Annotated in this window: 22 protein-coding genes; 1 reads left to right on the forward strand and 21 read right to left on the reverse strand. The window is 64.6% G+C overall.

Annotated elements, in window-relative coordinates; genetic code table 11:
• Nucleotides 1–34: 34 nt before the first annotated feature.
• The 21 genes from ASF58_RS15890 to ASF58_RS15965 all read right to left on the reverse strand — a co-directional run bounded on the left by ASF58_RS15890 (nucleotide 35) and on the right by ASF58_RS15965 (nucleotide 11,568).
• Nucleotides 35–340 (reverse strand): hypothetical protein, encoded by a 306-nt coding sequence (locus ASF58_RS15890; protein WP_055954444.1) that lies wholly within the window; start codon nucleotides 338–340, stop codon nucleotides 35–37.
• Nucleotides 340–2,583, reverse strand: a complete 2,244-nt coding sequence (locus ASF58_RS15895) for a sialate O-acetylesterase (RefSeq protein ID WP_055954447.1) — start codon at nucleotides 2,581–2,583, stop codon at nucleotides 340–342. The genes ASF58_RS15890 and ASF58_RS15895 overlap by 1 nt, the downstream gene beginning before the upstream one ends.
• Before the next feature lie 69 nt (nucleotides 2,584–2,652).
• Nucleotides 2,653–2,895 (reverse strand): hypothetical protein, encoded by a 243-nt coding sequence (locus ASF58_RS15900; RefSeq protein WP_055954450.1) that lies wholly within the window; start codon nucleotides 2,893–2,895, stop codon nucleotides 2,653–2,655.
• 43 nt (nucleotides 2,896–2,938) lie between these two features.
• A complete protein-coding gene (locus ASF58_RS15905; protein ID WP_156375734.1) occupies nucleotides 2,939–3,583 on the reverse strand; it encodes a hypothetical protein in 645 nt (214 codons plus the stop codon).
• 3 nt (nucleotides 3,584–3,586) lie between these two features.
• Nucleotides 3,587–3,907 (reverse strand): hypothetical protein, encoded by a 321-nt coding sequence (locus ASF58_RS15910; protein WP_055954456.1) that lies wholly within the window; start codon nucleotides 3,905–3,907, stop codon nucleotides 3,587–3,589.
• A gap of 6 nt (nucleotides 3,908–3,913) precedes the next feature.
• On the reverse strand, nucleotides 3,914–4,711 hold the full coding sequence (locus tag ASF58_RS15915; protein ID WP_055954458.1) for a terminase small subunit: 798 nt from the start codon (nucleotides 4,709–4,711) through the stop codon (nucleotides 3,914–3,916).
• A 4-nt stretch (nucleotides 4,712–4,715) separates the two neighbouring features.
• On the reverse strand, nucleotides 4,716–5,057 hold the full coding sequence (locus tag ASF58_RS15920) for a hypothetical protein (RefSeq protein ID WP_055954461.1): 342 nt from the start codon (nucleotides 5,055–5,057) through the stop codon (nucleotides 4,716–4,718).
• A 3-nt stretch (nucleotides 5,058–5,060) separates the two neighbouring features.
• On the reverse strand, nucleotides 5,061–5,366 hold the full coding sequence (locus tag ASF58_RS15925; protein WP_055954464.1) for a hypothetical protein: 306 nt from the start codon (nucleotides 5,364–5,366) through the stop codon (nucleotides 5,061–5,063).
• A gap of 1 nt (nucleotide 5,367) precedes the next feature.
• Nucleotides 5,368–5,538, reverse strand: coding sequence for a hypothetical protein (locus ASF58_RS26030; RefSeq protein ID WP_156375735.1), 171 nt, complete (start codon nucleotides 5,536–5,538; stop codon nucleotides 5,368–5,370).
• Nucleotides 5,538–5,831, reverse strand: a complete 294-nt coding sequence (locus ASF58_RS15930) for a hypothetical protein (protein WP_055954466.1) — start codon at nucleotides 5,829–5,831, stop codon at nucleotides 5,538–5,540. Before ASF58_RS15930 ends, ASF58_RS26030 begins: the two co-directional genes overlap by 1 nt.
• Nucleotide 5,832: 1 nt before the next feature.
• Nucleotides 5,833–6,171 carry a hypothetical protein gene (locus tag ASF58_RS15935; RefSeq protein ID WP_055954469.1) on the reverse strand — a complete coding sequence of 113 codons (339 nt, stop codon included), beginning with the start codon at nucleotides 6,169–6,171 and terminating at the stop codon, nucleotides 5,833–5,835.
• Nucleotides 6,168–6,308 carry a hypothetical protein gene (locus ASF58_RS26035; protein ID WP_156375736.1) on the reverse strand — a complete coding sequence of 47 codons (141 nt, stop codon included), beginning with the start codon at nucleotides 6,306–6,308 and terminating at the stop codon, nucleotides 6,168–6,170. The genes ASF58_RS15935 and ASF58_RS26035 overlap by 4 nt, the downstream gene beginning before the upstream one ends.
• Nucleotides 6,309–6,450: 142 nt before the next feature.
• Nucleotides 6,451–6,786, reverse strand: coding sequence for a hypothetical protein (locus ASF58_RS15940; protein WP_055954472.1), 336 nt, complete (start codon nucleotides 6,784–6,786; stop codon nucleotides 6,451–6,453).
• Entirely contained in the window at nucleotides 6,786–7,028 is a 243-nt protein-coding gene (locus tag ASF58_RS15945; protein ID WP_055954475.1) for a hypothetical protein, read from the reverse strand. The genes ASF58_RS15940 and ASF58_RS15945 overlap by 1 nt, the downstream gene beginning before the upstream one ends.
• A gap of 15 nt (nucleotides 7,029–7,043) precedes the next feature.
• Nucleotides 7,044–7,904 (reverse strand): recombinase family protein, encoded by an 861-nt coding sequence (locus ASF58_RS15950; RefSeq protein WP_055954478.1) that lies wholly within the window; start codon nucleotides 7,902–7,904, stop codon nucleotides 7,044–7,046.
• 103 nt (nucleotides 7,905–8,007) lie between these two features.
• Entirely contained in the window at nucleotides 8,008–8,151 is a 144-nt protein-coding gene (locus tag ASF58_RS26040; protein WP_156375737.1) for a hypothetical protein, read from the reverse strand.
• On the reverse strand, nucleotides 8,151–8,405 hold the full coding sequence (locus ASF58_RS15955) for a hypothetical protein (RefSeq protein WP_055954481.1): 255 nt from the start codon (nucleotides 8,403–8,405) through the stop codon (nucleotides 8,151–8,153). Before ASF58_RS15955 ends, ASF58_RS26040 begins: the two co-directional genes overlap by 1 nt.
• Before the next feature lie 114 nt (nucleotides 8,406–8,519).
• On the reverse strand, nucleotides 8,520–9,368 hold the full coding sequence (locus ASF58_RS26045) for a hypothetical protein (protein ID WP_156375738.1): 849 nt from the start codon (nucleotides 9,366–9,368) through the stop codon (nucleotides 8,520–8,522).
• A 201-nt stretch (nucleotides 9,369–9,569) separates the two neighbouring features.
• Entirely contained in the window at nucleotides 9,570–10,313 is a 744-nt protein-coding gene (locus tag ASF58_RS15960) for a hypothetical protein (RefSeq protein WP_055954484.1), read from the reverse strand.
• Nucleotides 10,314–10,426: 113 nt separating this feature from the next.
• Entirely contained in the window at nucleotides 10,427–10,702 is a 276-nt protein-coding gene (locus ASF58_RS26050) for a hypothetical protein (protein WP_156375739.1), read from the reverse strand.
• Nucleotides 10,703–10,743: 41 nt separating this feature from the next.
• The gene (locus ASF58_RS15965; protein ID WP_055954488.1) at nucleotides 10,744–11,568 is read right to left on the reverse strand and encodes a hypothetical protein; all 825 of its coding nucleotides are present in this window, start codon (nucleotides 11,566–11,568) and stop codon (nucleotides 10,744–10,746) included.
• 116 nt (nucleotides 11,569–11,684) lie between these two features.
• Between ASF58_RS15965 and ASF58_RS26055 the strand changes: the two genes are divergently transcribed.
• Entirely contained in the window at nucleotides 11,685–12,596 is a 912-nt protein-coding gene (locus tag ASF58_RS26055) for a hypothetical protein (protein ID WP_156375740.1), read from the forward strand.
• The last annotated feature ends 11 nt before the right edge of the window (nucleotides 12,597–12,607 follow it).

The raw sequence follows: 12,607 nt of genomic DNA on the forward strand, positions 1-12,607 counted from the left end.
CGCTTGCGCCATCACGCGCAGGCTGCCTAACCTCTCACCCCAGATGGACCAGAGCCTCCGCTCCTGAACACCGCTGAATGTCCCAAATCATCTGACGACGGACAATCACGCCGACGGCGCCGGGGTTCAGCTCGTAGGGCGCGGCCATGGTCCGCACCTTGAGCTGGCCCGGGTCGTGGGCGACGACGGAGTTCGTGTCGCCCGCCTGCAGCGTGAAGGTCTGGCGCCCGGCCTCGTCGACCTCGAGGCAGTGCCCGAGGCCGCAGTTGTAGGCGATCAGCCGTCCGAGCTGCGGAGCGGAGGGCAGGCGGAAGACCTGCCCGTCGACGAGGCAGGGCATCAGTTGCCCACCGCGATCGCTTGGAGCTGCGCGTCCGGACAGAGGTCGTTGCGGACCGCGATGAAGTCGATCGGCGCGTTGCCGAACGACGTGGTGCCGCGCGACGAGCTCGAGAACGGATAGACCGTGCCGTGCGCCGGCGCCGCGGCGGCGTCAGAGGCCACGGCCGATCCGTTGAAGGATTGGCGACGGCCGGCCGGGCTGTAGCCGCCCGCAACGCCCCAGGCGCCGGCGAAGCTGCCGGATCCCGGGTTGACGTTGAGGAGCGTGCCGCCGCTGTTGGCGACGAGCTGGCCGCCGGAGTTGCGGGCGAGGAGGGTATCGCCGGCGGCGTCAGCGCCGAGGATGGTCGCCGAGCTCTGCACGGGCCCCGTGCCACGCACGACGTAGGTTGCGGCCGAGCCCTGCAGGAGCGCGTTCACCGCCGTCGAGAACAGGAAGTTCTCGGCCGGGCGGGTCACGGCGTTGCCGATGGTCAGGACCGGCGCCGTGACGCAGTTAAGCTCGCACTGTGCCAGGTCGACCGCGATCTTATCGCCGGCCGTGACGATCCGGACGCCGAACGATGGGGTCAGGATTGCGGACTGCACGACGGAGAAGCGCGCCCACGTTCCCGTCACCGCAACGGTCGCCCAGGTCGTGCCGCCGTCCACCGTGATCTGAATGAGCCCGGTGCCGACGAGGCGCTTGATGAAGAGGGAGAACGCGCGGATCGTCGCGGCGCCGGTGGCGAGGGTCTGCAGCACAGTCGCGTTGGCCACGTTCGCCGTGACGGACGAGCACGTCGCCGCGGTGAAGGTGTTGGCGGCCTGGTCGAGGGCGACCGTGGCGCTGGTGGTGCCGTTGGCCCCGCCGATGACCCAGGCGGCTTGCGTCCAGTCTCGGCCGGCAACGGCGGCGTTCTGCTGCGCACCCTGCGGGAGGAGCTGACGCTTCCCGTTCTCATAGGTGAAGCGCAGGGCGTTGGCCGCCAGGTCGTTGCGCAGGAGGCCGGTGTTGTCGACGTAGAACCGCTGGCTTGTGCCGGTGGTCGTGAGCGCGAGCACGTCCTCGGGGAACACGGACTTCATCGTCGACAGGTCGCCAGCCGTGAAGGGCATGGCGTGACGGTCGTTGTTGATGTCCGCGAGCGCGACGAACCCGGCATAGGGCGCCACGGCGTACCAGGGGCCCTCCGTGTTCTCGTACATGCGGCGGCCGATGATGTTCACCCAATCCACGGTCGGGTGCAGGCCGTCATAGGTTGCCGCCCCGTCGGTGCAGGTCACGTCGACGTCGGCCGCGGCGCGGGCAACGGCGGTCTGCGCGTCGAAGACGACCTTCCAGAAATTGAAGCCCGTCGAGGTCATCTCGGAGTGCATCCGCTCGAGGCCGATGCGGGTGACGCCGAAGTCTGCGCGGAACCGGGCCAGGAGCTCGGTCAGGTTCGCCTGGTAGGCCGACGCCTTGTTCGTGTCGCGGGCATCCTGCGGGCCCTGCGCCCAATAGATTTTCACGGTGCCGAGGGTCATGCCGGCCGCGGCGATCGCGGCCTTGGCCGCCGTCACCTTCGCCGAGAGGGCGGCGTAGAGCTCGCCTGCCGTGTTGGGCGACCAATCGTTCTGCGTCGCGTCGGCAGCGAGGCCGGTCGAGCCGATGGCGTGCTTGGCCACGACGAGCGTGCGGTTGGTCGGCTTGTCCGCCAGGTAGCGGATGCCGAAGGGGCCTTCGTAACCCCAGGCCGCCAGGGTCGATCCGCCCGAGCCGTCCGAGTTCACATAGGGCTGGTACTGCGCCAGCGCCGAGCCGTTGAGGATCAGGAAGCGCGAGCTTGGCCCGGTCCATCCGGTCGGGTTCTGCTGTGATGCCAGCGGGCCGCCAGGGGCGACCACGGTGCCCTGCGCCTGCATGAAGGACTGACCGGCGAAGATGGCCAGGTCGGCGATCTGCGCCCCGCCGCCGCCATTGCCCCCGCCGCTCGAGGCCGCGACCGTGCCGGCGCTGACCCGCTGCTGACCGTCGATGACGATGGCGTTGCCCGCCGGCGGCTTCGACGCGAGGACGAACGTGACCTTGCCGGTGCCGTCGACGTTCTGCGTCGAGAGGGTGGAGCCGGCCGTCACGTCGACCAGGCTGGCGGACGTGCCGGGCTTGAAGCCGGGATAGGTGTACGTCAGGCCGTCGGCCGACACGGTTGGAGAGGGCGAGCTACCGCCGCCGGCGCCCCCCAGGAGCGACAGGAAGTTGATGCCGGAGCGGGCCATGGTCGTGCCTACGATGTCAAAGAGCAGGAGGAGGCCGCGCGGGGTTCGCGCGACCTGGAAGGGTGCGCGTCAGGCCAGGCCGGCGACGACGATGCCGGTGGCGGTCGAGCCGGCGACGACGTAGTCGACGATCGCGTAAGAGGTCTCGAAGGGGGAGTTGGCGCTCACGTTGATCGGCAGGGGGTCGCCGCTCGAGAGCTTCACGATGACGATGCCGGAGCCGCCGACCGAGATGATGGTGACGGGGCTCGGGGTGGGGAGCGGGGTGCCCGGGGTGATGACGCGGGCGCGGGTGATCTGCTGGTCGGCCATTGCTGGACCTCCATTCGTTGGTGCTGCGGTGGGTGGGCGGTGGTTAGCTGAACTGTTTCCAGCCGGACGCGACGTCGAAGAAGAAGCGTTGCGTGGTCCCAAAGGCGAGGGACAGGAGACCGCCGACGGACAGGCCGGCGAGTTTCAGGGAGCCGAGGCCGCTCATGTCGTTGCGGATCTCGAAGGCGGCGCCCGGGTAGGCCAGCACGGTCGAGAGGTTGAGGGTGCGCGTGACGCCGACGCCGACGGTGCCCGTCAGGAACATCACGGTCGGGCTCTTGAGCGGCAGGAGCGTCATGTCAGCCGTCACGGCCTGGGTCGCCGCGAAGACGGGGCGCACGGGTTGCCAGAACGCCAGGTTGCCGACCTTTGAGGCGAGCACCAGGTCGCGCTTGGTGCCGAACAGGTCCGTCACGCGGGCGTAGCGGTCCAGGTAGAGGGCCGGGTCGGGCAGCGTGTCGATGATGTAGGGGTCGGGCAGGATCGACGAGGCGGCCTTCACGGCGGCGGTGGCGGCTGCGGTGGTGGCCTCGGCCATGGCTGCAGCGGCGGCGGCTGCGCCGGCCGTGGCGCCCGCGCTAGAGGCCGCTGCGGTGGCTGCTGTGGTGGCCGCTGCGGTCGCTGCAGCGGTGGCGGCGCTCGAGGCCGCCGCGATGGCAGGCTCGAGGCCTTGAGCTCGGACGGACATGGTTCAGAGGCCGATGCCCGGCGTGAGCTCGAGGGTGCCGGAGTTGGCGTCGGTGGCGTAGGCGATGAAGGCCGTGTTGAGCGGGACCGAGAAGACCTCGACCGACCCGGCCTTGAGGAGCGCGGATCCTGCGGTGGCGCCATCGGCCGACGGCTTGGTCGCGGTGACGGTGTTGTCCTTGCCGAACTCGACGCGGCAGTCGGCGCCGCTGGCGATCAGGCGAACCTGGTTGCCGAGGGCGACGGCGAGCGCGGCGCTGACGGTGCCCGTCGGGACCTGGCGGGTGCCCTTCGGCTGCGGTGCGAAACTCTCTTGGGTGTCCATGGTGGTTCAGTCCTGGTCGTCGGTCGTGGGTGGTTCGGGGGGCTTGGCCGCGGCGGCTCGAGCGAGCTGCGCACCGCGGGCGAGGGTGAAGGCCATGCGGCGCGCCAGGTCCTTCGGCGAAAGCGCGGCGTGCTCGATGGGCGCGCCGTCCTTGCCGGTGTGCTCGACCTTCTGCGGCGCGCCGAGGCCCAAGTGCTTGAAGGCCTGGTCGAGGGCGTGGTCGCGGGACCGGAGCTTCATCTCGAAGCCGTCCTTCGTGACCTTCACGCCATCGTAGAGCCGGCGCGCGGCGCTCGAGGCCTTGGCCGTGTCCTTGAAGACCGGCCGGCCTTCGCCATCGCCGAAGCACTCCGAGCACTCGGGATGCGGCACGCGGCGCGGATCGAAGCCGATGCCGCCCTCGGGGTCGAAGGGCTCGACCTCCTCGCGCTTCCGGATCTTCTCCTCGCAGAGCTTCGAGTACTCGCGCTCGAAGCGCTCAAACTCGCCCCGCGTCCGCTGATAGCGGTGGTCGATGCCGTGGCAGTAGCGGCACGCGCCGATGCGGTACTCGACCAGGTCGTTCACGTCCGCCCGGGCGATCGTCGCGAGCTCCTCGAGGACCTGGTCGGCGCTGAGATGGACCCGGGCCAGGCGCTTCGCGTTGGCCACGGCGATCGCGTCGACGATGTCAGGTTTCGTCAGGAGCTCGTGCGCGATCGATCGCGCCGTCGCCTCGCTGTAGCCGGCCCGTCGGGCAGCGGCGGCGCCGTTCATGTCGACGAGGTATTCCTCGACGAACAGCGCTTGACGGTCGTTCAGCATGGCGTCAGCGGAACCGCGGCGCGTCCATGTCGACGACGTAGCCGCCCGGGCATCGCGGATCGGGCTTGAGGCCCGCCGGGCATTGCGCGTCGTCCGTGTTGATCGACACGCGCACCGGCGGGTTCACGTCGCGCGAGGCTTTCAGCTCGGCGCAGATCGCCTTGAACTTCTCCGGGGCCAGGGCCTCGAGGACGGCGAAGCTCACGGGCTCGAGGCGCAGCTCGTTGGCCTCCTCGTCGAAGACGGCGACCTGCAGCACGGGGCTGCGGTCGAGCCGGCCGGTGCGAGGGTCGAGCTTCTCGACGTCGACGCGCAGGCAGAGGACGTCACCAGGTTTCAGGATCATCGGTCAGTGTCTCCCGGCGTGGGAGCCCTCGAGGAACTCGCGTTCCGCGGGGCTGAGGTAGGAGGGGGGCGCGAAGAGCGCGGCGAGCTGCGAGGCGATCGTCTCGTTCACGCGCTGGGCGAAGATCGCGACACGCGCCTCGTGCTCGGCGCGGAGAGCCTCGAGGGAGAGCGGGTGAAGATGATGCCTCGAGTGGATCGCGAGGGCCTCGTCGAGCCGCTCCCGAAGTTTGGCCAAGCCCGCCGCGCGCAGCTCGCGGGCTTCCCGGTTCTCGGGCAGCTCGTCGAAGACGATCAGGTCCGCGCGCATGTCAGTCCTCACGGTGCCAGGGCCCGATAACTTTCGGCGCGGGATTTGAGGCGGGCGCCGGCTCGAGCTCGCGCAGCATAGCGGCCGGCATCTCGAGCGCGGTGCGCGTGAGGATCTCGAAGGCGAGGCACCAGACCGTCACCAGGTCGAGGAAGCGCGGGGAGCCGGGCATCACTGGCGCAGCGCAGCCGTGGTGGGGTCTACGACGGAGACATGGCTCCTGGAGGCAATGCGCCCCGGGTCATGCTCGGTCTGCATGGCGGTCTCGAGGACGACGACGCCGCCGACCAGGATGCGCAGGCGATCGCGCCAGTCGAAGTGCATCGAGCAGCGGGTCAGGGCGTAGCCCGAGACGAAGCCCTCGCGATCCTCTGGCCGCTCGAGGTAGCGCATACGGAAGCCGAGCCGCGCGGCGATGCGCTGGCGCAGGGTGGGGCGAGCCACCTGGTAGCCGTTTACGATCATGTCAGACCTCCGGGGATCCGCGGACGACGAGGCACTCGACCTTCGCCGACCAGGTGTCGGGCTTGAGCTCCTCGATGACGCGAGCTCGCGCCTGGCAGGCGTAGAGGCCGGCCATGGGCTCGACGTGATCGCGGCACTCGGCGCCCTGGCAGACGTGGGCGACCAGGTTGAAGGTCAGGGCCTCGGCGCGGACGGGCTGCACCAGGAAGTGCGCCCACACGACGATCGCGGCGATGACGACGGCGCCGGCGAGGATCCGCCACCAATCGACGAGGGGCGGCGGGGCCGGCTCGTCGACGAGCGGGCCGATGAGCTCGGCGAAGAACGGGTGCAGCTTCACCGGCGCGGCCCCTTCCAGGTCAGGCCCACGCACCCCTTCACGGTCAGGTACAGGAGCCAGAAGGTGCGGCCGACCAGAGCGGAGAGAAGCAGGTACGCGGCGAGGCAGGCGACGTAGTCTTGCGGGGTCGGCTGCATGGTCAGTGCCTCGTCGGGCTGATCGGCCGGCCCCAGGCCAATTCTTCCGTGCGCGGCGCACGCGAAGTTTCGACCCGGGGCCGCGGGCGGACGCTGGCGAGGGCGATGCCGGCCAGCAGCAGGAGGGCGCAGGCGCGGGGCATCAGCGCGCCCGCGGCTTGAAGGCGACGACGTTGCCCTCGGTCTGACGGACGACCGGCGCCGGCAGGGCGAGGCGGGCGGGCGCAGGCGCGGCGGCCGGCTCCTCGAGGTCGCGGACCATCTCGGCGACGGTCGACCACTCGGCCATGCTCGGGAAGCAGTTGTTCTCGAAGGCCCGGCGATCGGCGGCCTTCACGAAGCGCTGCAGGGCCTCGATGCGCGAGACGGCTGCGGTGGCGTTCCCGGTGACGACGACCGGGTTCCACGCCGGGCACGTCGCGAGGCGACAGGTTTCAGTGAAGCCCTTGTCGCAGACGTTGCAATGCTGGTCGCACATCAGGCGGCGAGCTCCGCGCGGCGGGCGTTCTTGCGGGCGCGCTTGGCCTGCGCAGCGGCATAGAACTCGTCGCCACGGTCGACGGTCGGCGTCCGATAGGCGGGGCGCGAGCGACGGCGGAGACCGACCGGGATCCCCATGCCAGCGCGCACATAGTCGGCCGCATGGGCGGCAACGGCGACGTTCGCGCCAAGCGCCAGCGACGCCAGGGCATAGCCCACGGCGGAAATCAGAACGCGCATGTTGTTGTTCTTCCGTTATCCGATGATTGCTTGATGCGCGCCCTGTTGCAGGACGTGCTGCTCGGTCCCTGTCCAGGTGAACAGGTACTCGACGAGGCCCCGATACTTCGGGTTGTCGAGGAGGTAGCTGACGCCGTCGTGGCGCCAGAGCTTGCCGGACCTGGTCCGGATCCCGTCGGCGTTGAGGCCGTCGGCGATGGCTTGAAGCGTGGCCTTGGTCCGGTGGGCCGGCCCGCGCTCCTTGAAGATCCTGCGGACGATCGCGGCCTCGGCGGGCACGATGCGGAGGCCGCCCTCGCGATCGGTCTCGTAGCCGTAGGGCGCCCGGCCGCCGGCGAAGCCCCCGCGTCCAGCCTTCGAGAGCTTCCCGCCGGCGGTGCGATCGCGGATCGTGAAGCGCTCGCTCTCGGCCATGCCGGCGAGGATCGCGAAGACCGTGCGGCCCATCGGGGTCGCGGTGTCGATCGGCTCCGTTACCGACCGGATGCCGACGTCGTGTTGCTCGGCGAGCTCGGCGACGGTGGTGACGGCGAACCGGATTTCACGGGCCAGGCGGTCGAACTTGTAGACGAGCAGGATCGAGAACCGGCCGGCCGCCGCGTGCTCGAGGACCTGGCTGAACCCGGGGCGCTCGGCCGGGCGGGTGGCGCCGGAGATGCCGGCGTCGGTGATGACGTCGACGAGCTCGTAAGCCTGGCTCTCGGCGAAGGCGCGGAGCGCTCGCTCCTGCGTCTCGAGGCCGAAACCGTGGGCGGCTTGCTCGTCGGTGGAGACCCGGAGGTACGCGACCGCCTTGGTGGCGAGGACCTGCTTCGCGGCCTCTTGGGACTTTAATCTGCCCCTGATACGGGAGGCCCGTTTTGACCCTTGAAGCACCGCTAACCCCCTGTGTTAGTTGCGCTTTTCAGAGTGATACGGCGGGCTTTGGGGAATTGTCTTGGTAATTCCCCCAACGCGACATTTCGGAGGGTCAGAGACCCTACGGGTAGGGCGACCGAATGGGCGCCCAGGCGCCGGTGCGCAGGAACGCGAGGTACTGCGCAGCCCGCGGAACGACCATCGCCGGGTCGGTCTCGCGACGCGCGGCAAGGCGCAGGCACAGGAGCCGGATCGGGTGCAGCATCAGGCGGCGACCTTCGCGGGAACGCGCGTGCGCAGCTCGACCCGGATGTTCCGGCCGCCGACGCGGCGCTGTCCCGGGGCAATCGACAGCAGCTCGGGCGTGCCGATCGCGCGGGCCAGGCTGCGCGACAGGTTGATGATGCGCGTGCAATGCGCGTCCTTCGCCTCGAGGTACGAGGGGGCATCCTTGAAGCGAAGGCGGCGGAACGCGCGCGCCTCCTCCTCGATCGCGTGAGCGACCTGGTGGGCTGTCATCGTTCGGCCTGCGGTGCGGGGGGATCGGAAACAGAAACGCCCGCGAGCCGGGTTGCGGCTGCGGGCAGTGTCTCTGGACTTTGGTGTTTTGGCGCGGAACTGCCGTCGGGTCAATTAGGTAGTGGGATCCGGACGAACGTTTTCGCTTTCAGGCTGAACGACCAAGCCAAAATAGGAGTCAATTTTTTCCTTCGTCTGTATAAAAATGCTATTGGTTCTAGTCGTGAGAGCTTCTTCAAAGCGGAATTTCTGTTGATCATTGAAATTTAATTTAGTGACCTTCAATATTCGCTTATCTCGGGTATATTTGATCGCCCCAAACAGCTCGAAAGCGGATAACACCCCCTGGATGAACGATGATTGCCCGCGATGCATTTCGAGGTCGTCAGGATTGAACTCTTTTCCCTTCATAAATGATAATTTAGCAATGTAGTAGGCATAAGCATCATTGTTGGAAATTCCGCCATAACTCGCTGAACTATTTTCATCGGAGGCAACTTTTACTTCAGGAACTTTTGAAGTTGCGGTTAGCATTTTTTCTTGTGAAGATCTTAGATCGTTTGCGCTAGCGCTAATAGTTGCCGAGTAGGCATCTATTTTGTTTGCTGCCTCCAATATCTCTTGCGCAGGTCGAACAATCGACGCTTCTATGCCGGCAATGGCCAAAGGAATGCCTTGTGTTACCGATATAAGACGGGACGAGCTTTCTTCTATCTGCTTGGCTGTGGTTGTAACAGAGCCAAGCACCTCTGCTGTTCCGCTACCAGATAATGCCGACTGCGCAATTGCAATTAGGGCCAAAAGCAGCGACGCGAATGACACCGCAAAAGATAGAATGTCTTTGATTCCCTCTACTCGACCAAGATCTGTGCTTACAAGGCCGATTATCAACACCGCGAGGACGCCGATTATCCAAGCGGCATGTATTTTCCCATACTTCTGCAGGTGATCTTGTGCCGGCATTTTGAGTCCAATCGATGAAGGATCTGTGCGTACAAATCGCTGTTGCAGGCCGTCCGGCTCCTATAGCGCTGCTATCTTAGCAACACTTTTCCCGGGCCACGACCCCGCCCTACCGATACCCGCATCCGGCGGGAAACTGCCGTTAGGTTAATCAGACAATGCATTTGCGTCTTTTAGAGATATCCCTCTCGTTTGAACCGCTCATTCCTTCGGTTCGGCCAGTGAATTCCAGAGCCTATCCTGAACATGTTTCTCGAGTCCGCGATATAGGCCCTCTCCGTTCATCTGAAGCTTCTCGACCTTGCCATTCTCCTTGCCGAGGCGATTGAAGCGAACATCTATGGTGTATTCAGTGAACGCTTCCGCAATCATTTCCTCCAGCGCCTCAAATCCAGTTCGCAGTTCTGGTCGAATGAATATCCCGTACTTGCGAATGTAAACCCTAAATTCGCGGATGACATCGCCGGTCTTTTGGATCCGTCGGGCTGTAGTTAATCTCATATAAGCGCTCTGACGATCATCGGAGTGCATTATTGTGGAAATATCGCTATCCCGGAAACCGTCTTCTTTCAAAATTTGTAACAATTGATCGTCATTAAGTCTTGCGACGTTGGTATAGTTTTCGAAGGCGAGCGTTGTCTCTTTCGTGTGGAAGAAGGCATCCGTCAGCTTACGCCACGTATCCGGAAGTACTTCGAACTCGTGCTGATGGACTTTGACGGTCCTATCCAGCAGAGAGTTGATTTCATACTTTAGATGCTCAAGTTCTCTCTGCTGCGCGTGCTTGTAGCTTTCTAAGCGTTCGTTAAATTTAGCATCGAGCCACTTCAAGCTTAAAAAGCGAAATGCGAGATAAGCGATTACGCAGGCCCCGACGGATATGACGCCAAGCACGCCGAAGACGTTCCACGCTGATTGGAAGAACTTGAAGGTGGTCGGATCCATGTCGATGGCCTTCTCTGCGAGGAGACCATCTTCTCACGGCCTAGGCGCCCGAGTCTCGATCTTCGGCGAACCGCCTCGTGCGATAGCAGTGCCATATAGCGAACCCCGTCGGGTCAATCGCCCCGGATCTGACCCGCGATGTTGTCGCTTAGGTGGCGTAATGCTCGAGCGGCCAGGAACGCAAACGCCATGCAGATAGCGGCGGCGAATGTTGCGTTAATGTCAGTTTGACTGAATTTCCCTTCTAACAAAAGCTTTAACTTCTCGCCAGATATTTCCATGAAGCGGAGATATGGAACGAGGACGCCAATGACCGCGCAGCTCACACCGATATTGTTAAAGAACGTTGCTTTAAGCTTCAGCCGCTCGTTGTCCGCCGCTCGTCCCATCGCCTCGCCCTTCCGTAATAGAGGGGCGAGGATGCCATGTCTCAGGCTTCGGCGTCCCGCGAGGCGGCGACCCGTCCCCAGCGATACCCACGCCCAGCCTGCACCAGCCGGCCGCGCTCGTCGGTCTCCTCGCCGATGGTCTCACCCCGATCCGCGCGGATCCGGCACTCACCGGCCTCGTCCTTCACGACCATGCCGCGGGCAGCGAAGGCGTCATCGAGGACCTCGAGGAGGTAGCGGAAGCGATCGCCGATCCGTGTGACCTGGCGCTCGCCGGCGAGCGGGTCGCAGCTATGCACGTAGTCCTTGATCGTACCGCCGCGGGTCAGGAGCTCGCGGAGGAAGTGCGCCGGGGTCTCGCCGATCGCCATCTGTACGCGGCGCATCAGAGCGGCGACCTCCTTGGCGTTCGTGATCGCGCGGATGGCATCGAGGTCGAGGGTCTCGGGCCGGCGGGCCGGGTCGGAGATGCGGACGTCGCCGAAGTCGGCCTCGTGCGTGTTGCGGGCGCCGGCGGCCTTCTCGAAGATCGCCTGCACCTGGCGGCCGGTCTCGTACTGGCTGACCGTGATGTTGCCCTTGGCGCGCTCGGCCTCGAGGAGGTCGACCCGACGGTTCACGGTGGCGATGATGCGGTCCCCGGGCTCGCCGTAGGGATCCGGAACGGCGACCAAGTCGGGAAGGGCGGCGGCTTTGCGGGGGACGGTCGCGACGCCGCCGGCGGGCTTGTAAGCGCGGCCGAGGGTGTAGCGATCGCCGCGGGTGTCGCGCTGGCGGGTCGGTTGAGACTTGCGCTTCCGAGACGCGGAAATGCTGATGCTCGGGAGGATGGTGGAAACGCTCGAAGTGTTGGCCGGCGCGTTCACGGTGGTGCCCCTTTGTGGCGGGGCCGGTCTCGTTCGCCAGCCCTAGAATAAGGCGTCCAGCAGATCTGGCTTGAAAGTCAATCACGATAACGCGCGCAAGCACCAAAGTAGGAGTCTTGGATCGCTTTCATCGCCTCACCATCTCTCTCAATGTCGTCGATGAGATCTTCGACGCGGCGAAGACGTGTGTGCATCTGAGTTTCGGGGGCGGGCTTATGGATCGAAACTCAGACAGCAAGCGTGACACGGGAACGCTGCCACCCGGTGAATACGTAGAGAGGGGCGGGCATCAATCTTCGCCCCAACCCGAAGATGCGGTACTGGCGAGAAAAACCGTTCGTGTACGGCCAAGAAGCAAGAGAAAGCGCGATTTTTTCGACTGGTGCGGGCTGCTTGTGTTGTTTCTAACAGTTCCAGCCTCGCTAACAGCTTCGTATCAAGCCATACGCATGACTAAGCTTACTGAGAAACTCGTATATGATGCAAAAGAAACAGGCGATAAGCAGGCCGCTTTTACTGAGAAATCCAACAAATTCAATCGCGAGACACTGGTGGCGAACACTCGGGCTTGGCTTGCTATCTTTGATGCAAGGATAGAAGGAAATATATCCGCTGGAAACAATCTCAAGCTTCATTCCTTAGTCAAAAACACTGGTAGAGAGCCCGCTAGAAAAATAAACTTCCAGCACATGAAGTATTTTTATAATACGAAGGATTACCTCAGTAGGGAGGCGATTTTTGGTTTAGGCGTATACTTTTCGCGATGTTCGGGTGATCAGAATGTTTCAGCAGGAGTCACATCGTTTCCATCGAGCGGGTCGGAAAGTCTTACGAGTACGCTTGATCTTACCGCGAAAGAAGTAACTAACGAATTCGTCTCCGGAGAACGGTCGTTGATTTCATACGGATGCACAACCTACTCTACTGCTGGGGAGGTTCATCACACCAGTTTCTGCTTCAAGTTCACGAACGGGATAACAAGCACTGACCATCTTGAAATGTGCCCCTTCGGCAACGAAGCGGATTGAAGGACAATATT

It is taken from the genome of Methylobacterium sp. Leaf125 (genome assembly GCF_001423085.1).
GTDB lineage: Bacteria > Pseudomonadota > Alphaproteobacteria > Rhizobiales > Beijerinckiaceae > Methylobacterium.

Coding starts and splice junctions, on each gene's coding strand:
- ASF58_RS15925 (WP_055954464.1), bottom strand. CDS start 5,366: ATGCGCGCGGACCTGATCGTCTTCGACGAGCTGCCCGAGAACCGGGAA.
- ASF58_RS15930 (WP_055954466.1), bottom strand. CDS start 5,831: ATGATCGTAAACGGCTACCAGGTGGCTCGCCCCACCCTGCGCCAGCGC.
- ASF58_RS15960 (WP_055954484.1), bottom strand. CDS start 10,313: ATGGATCCGACCACCTTCAAGTTCTTCCAATCAGCGTGGAACGTCTTC.
- ASF58_RS26050 (WP_156375739.1), bottom strand. CDS start 10,702: ATGGGACGAGCGGCGGACAACGAGCGGCTGAAGCTTAAAGCAACGTTC.
- ASF58_RS15920 (WP_055954461.1), bottom strand. CDS start 5,057: ATGATCCTGAAACCTGGTGACGTCCTCTGCCTGCGCGTCGACGTCGAG.
- ASF58_RS26030 (WP_156375735.1), bottom strand. CDS start 5,538: ATGCCCGGCTCCCCGCGCTTCCTCGACCTGGTGACGGTCTGGTGCCTC.
- ASF58_RS26040 (WP_156375737.1), bottom strand. CDS start 8,151: ATGCTGCACCCGATCCGGCTCCTGTGCCTGCGCCTTGCCGCGCGTCGC.
- ASF58_RS26035 (WP_156375736.1), bottom strand. CDS start 6,308: ATGCAGCCGACCCCGCAAGACTACGTCGCCTGCCTCGCCGCGTACCTG.
- ASF58_RS26045 (WP_156375738.1), bottom strand. CDS start 9,368: ATGCCGGCACAAGATCACCTGCAGAAGTATGGGAAAATACATGCCGCT.
- ASF58_RS15895 (WP_055954447.1), bottom strand. CDS start 2,583: ATGGCCCGCTCCGGCATCAACTTCCTGTCGCTCCTGGGGGGCGCCGGC.
- ASF58_RS15940 (WP_055954472.1), bottom strand. CDS start 6,786: ATGTGCGACCAGCATTGCAACGTCTGCGACAAGGGCTTCACTGAAACC.
- ASF58_RS15890 (WP_055954444.1), bottom strand. CDS start 340: ATGCCCTGCCTCGTCGACGGGCAGGTCTTCCGCCTGCCCTCCGCTCCG.
- ASF58_RS15905 (WP_156375734.1), bottom strand. CDS start 3,583: ATGTCCGTCCGAGCTCAAGGCCTCGAGCCTGCCATCGCGGCGGCCTCG.
- ASF58_RS15945 (WP_055954475.1), bottom strand. CDS start 7,028: ATGCGCGTTCTGATTTCCGCCGTGGGCTATGCCCTGGCGTCGCTGGCG.
- ASF58_RS15955 (WP_055954481.1), bottom strand. CDS start 8,405: ATGACAGCCCACCAGGTCGCTCACGCGATCGAGGAGGAGGCGCGCGCG.
- ASF58_RS15915 (WP_055954458.1), bottom strand. CDS start 4,711: ATGCTGAACGACCGTCAAGCGCTGTTCGTCGAGGAATACCTCGTCGAC.
- ASF58_RS15900 (WP_055954450.1), bottom strand. CDS start 2,895: ATGGCCGACCAGCAGATCACCCGCGCCCGCGTCATCACCCCGGGCACC.
- ASF58_RS15910 (WP_055954456.1), bottom strand. CDS start 3,907: ATGGACACCCAAGAGAGTTTCGCACCGCAGCCGAAGGGCACCCGCCAG.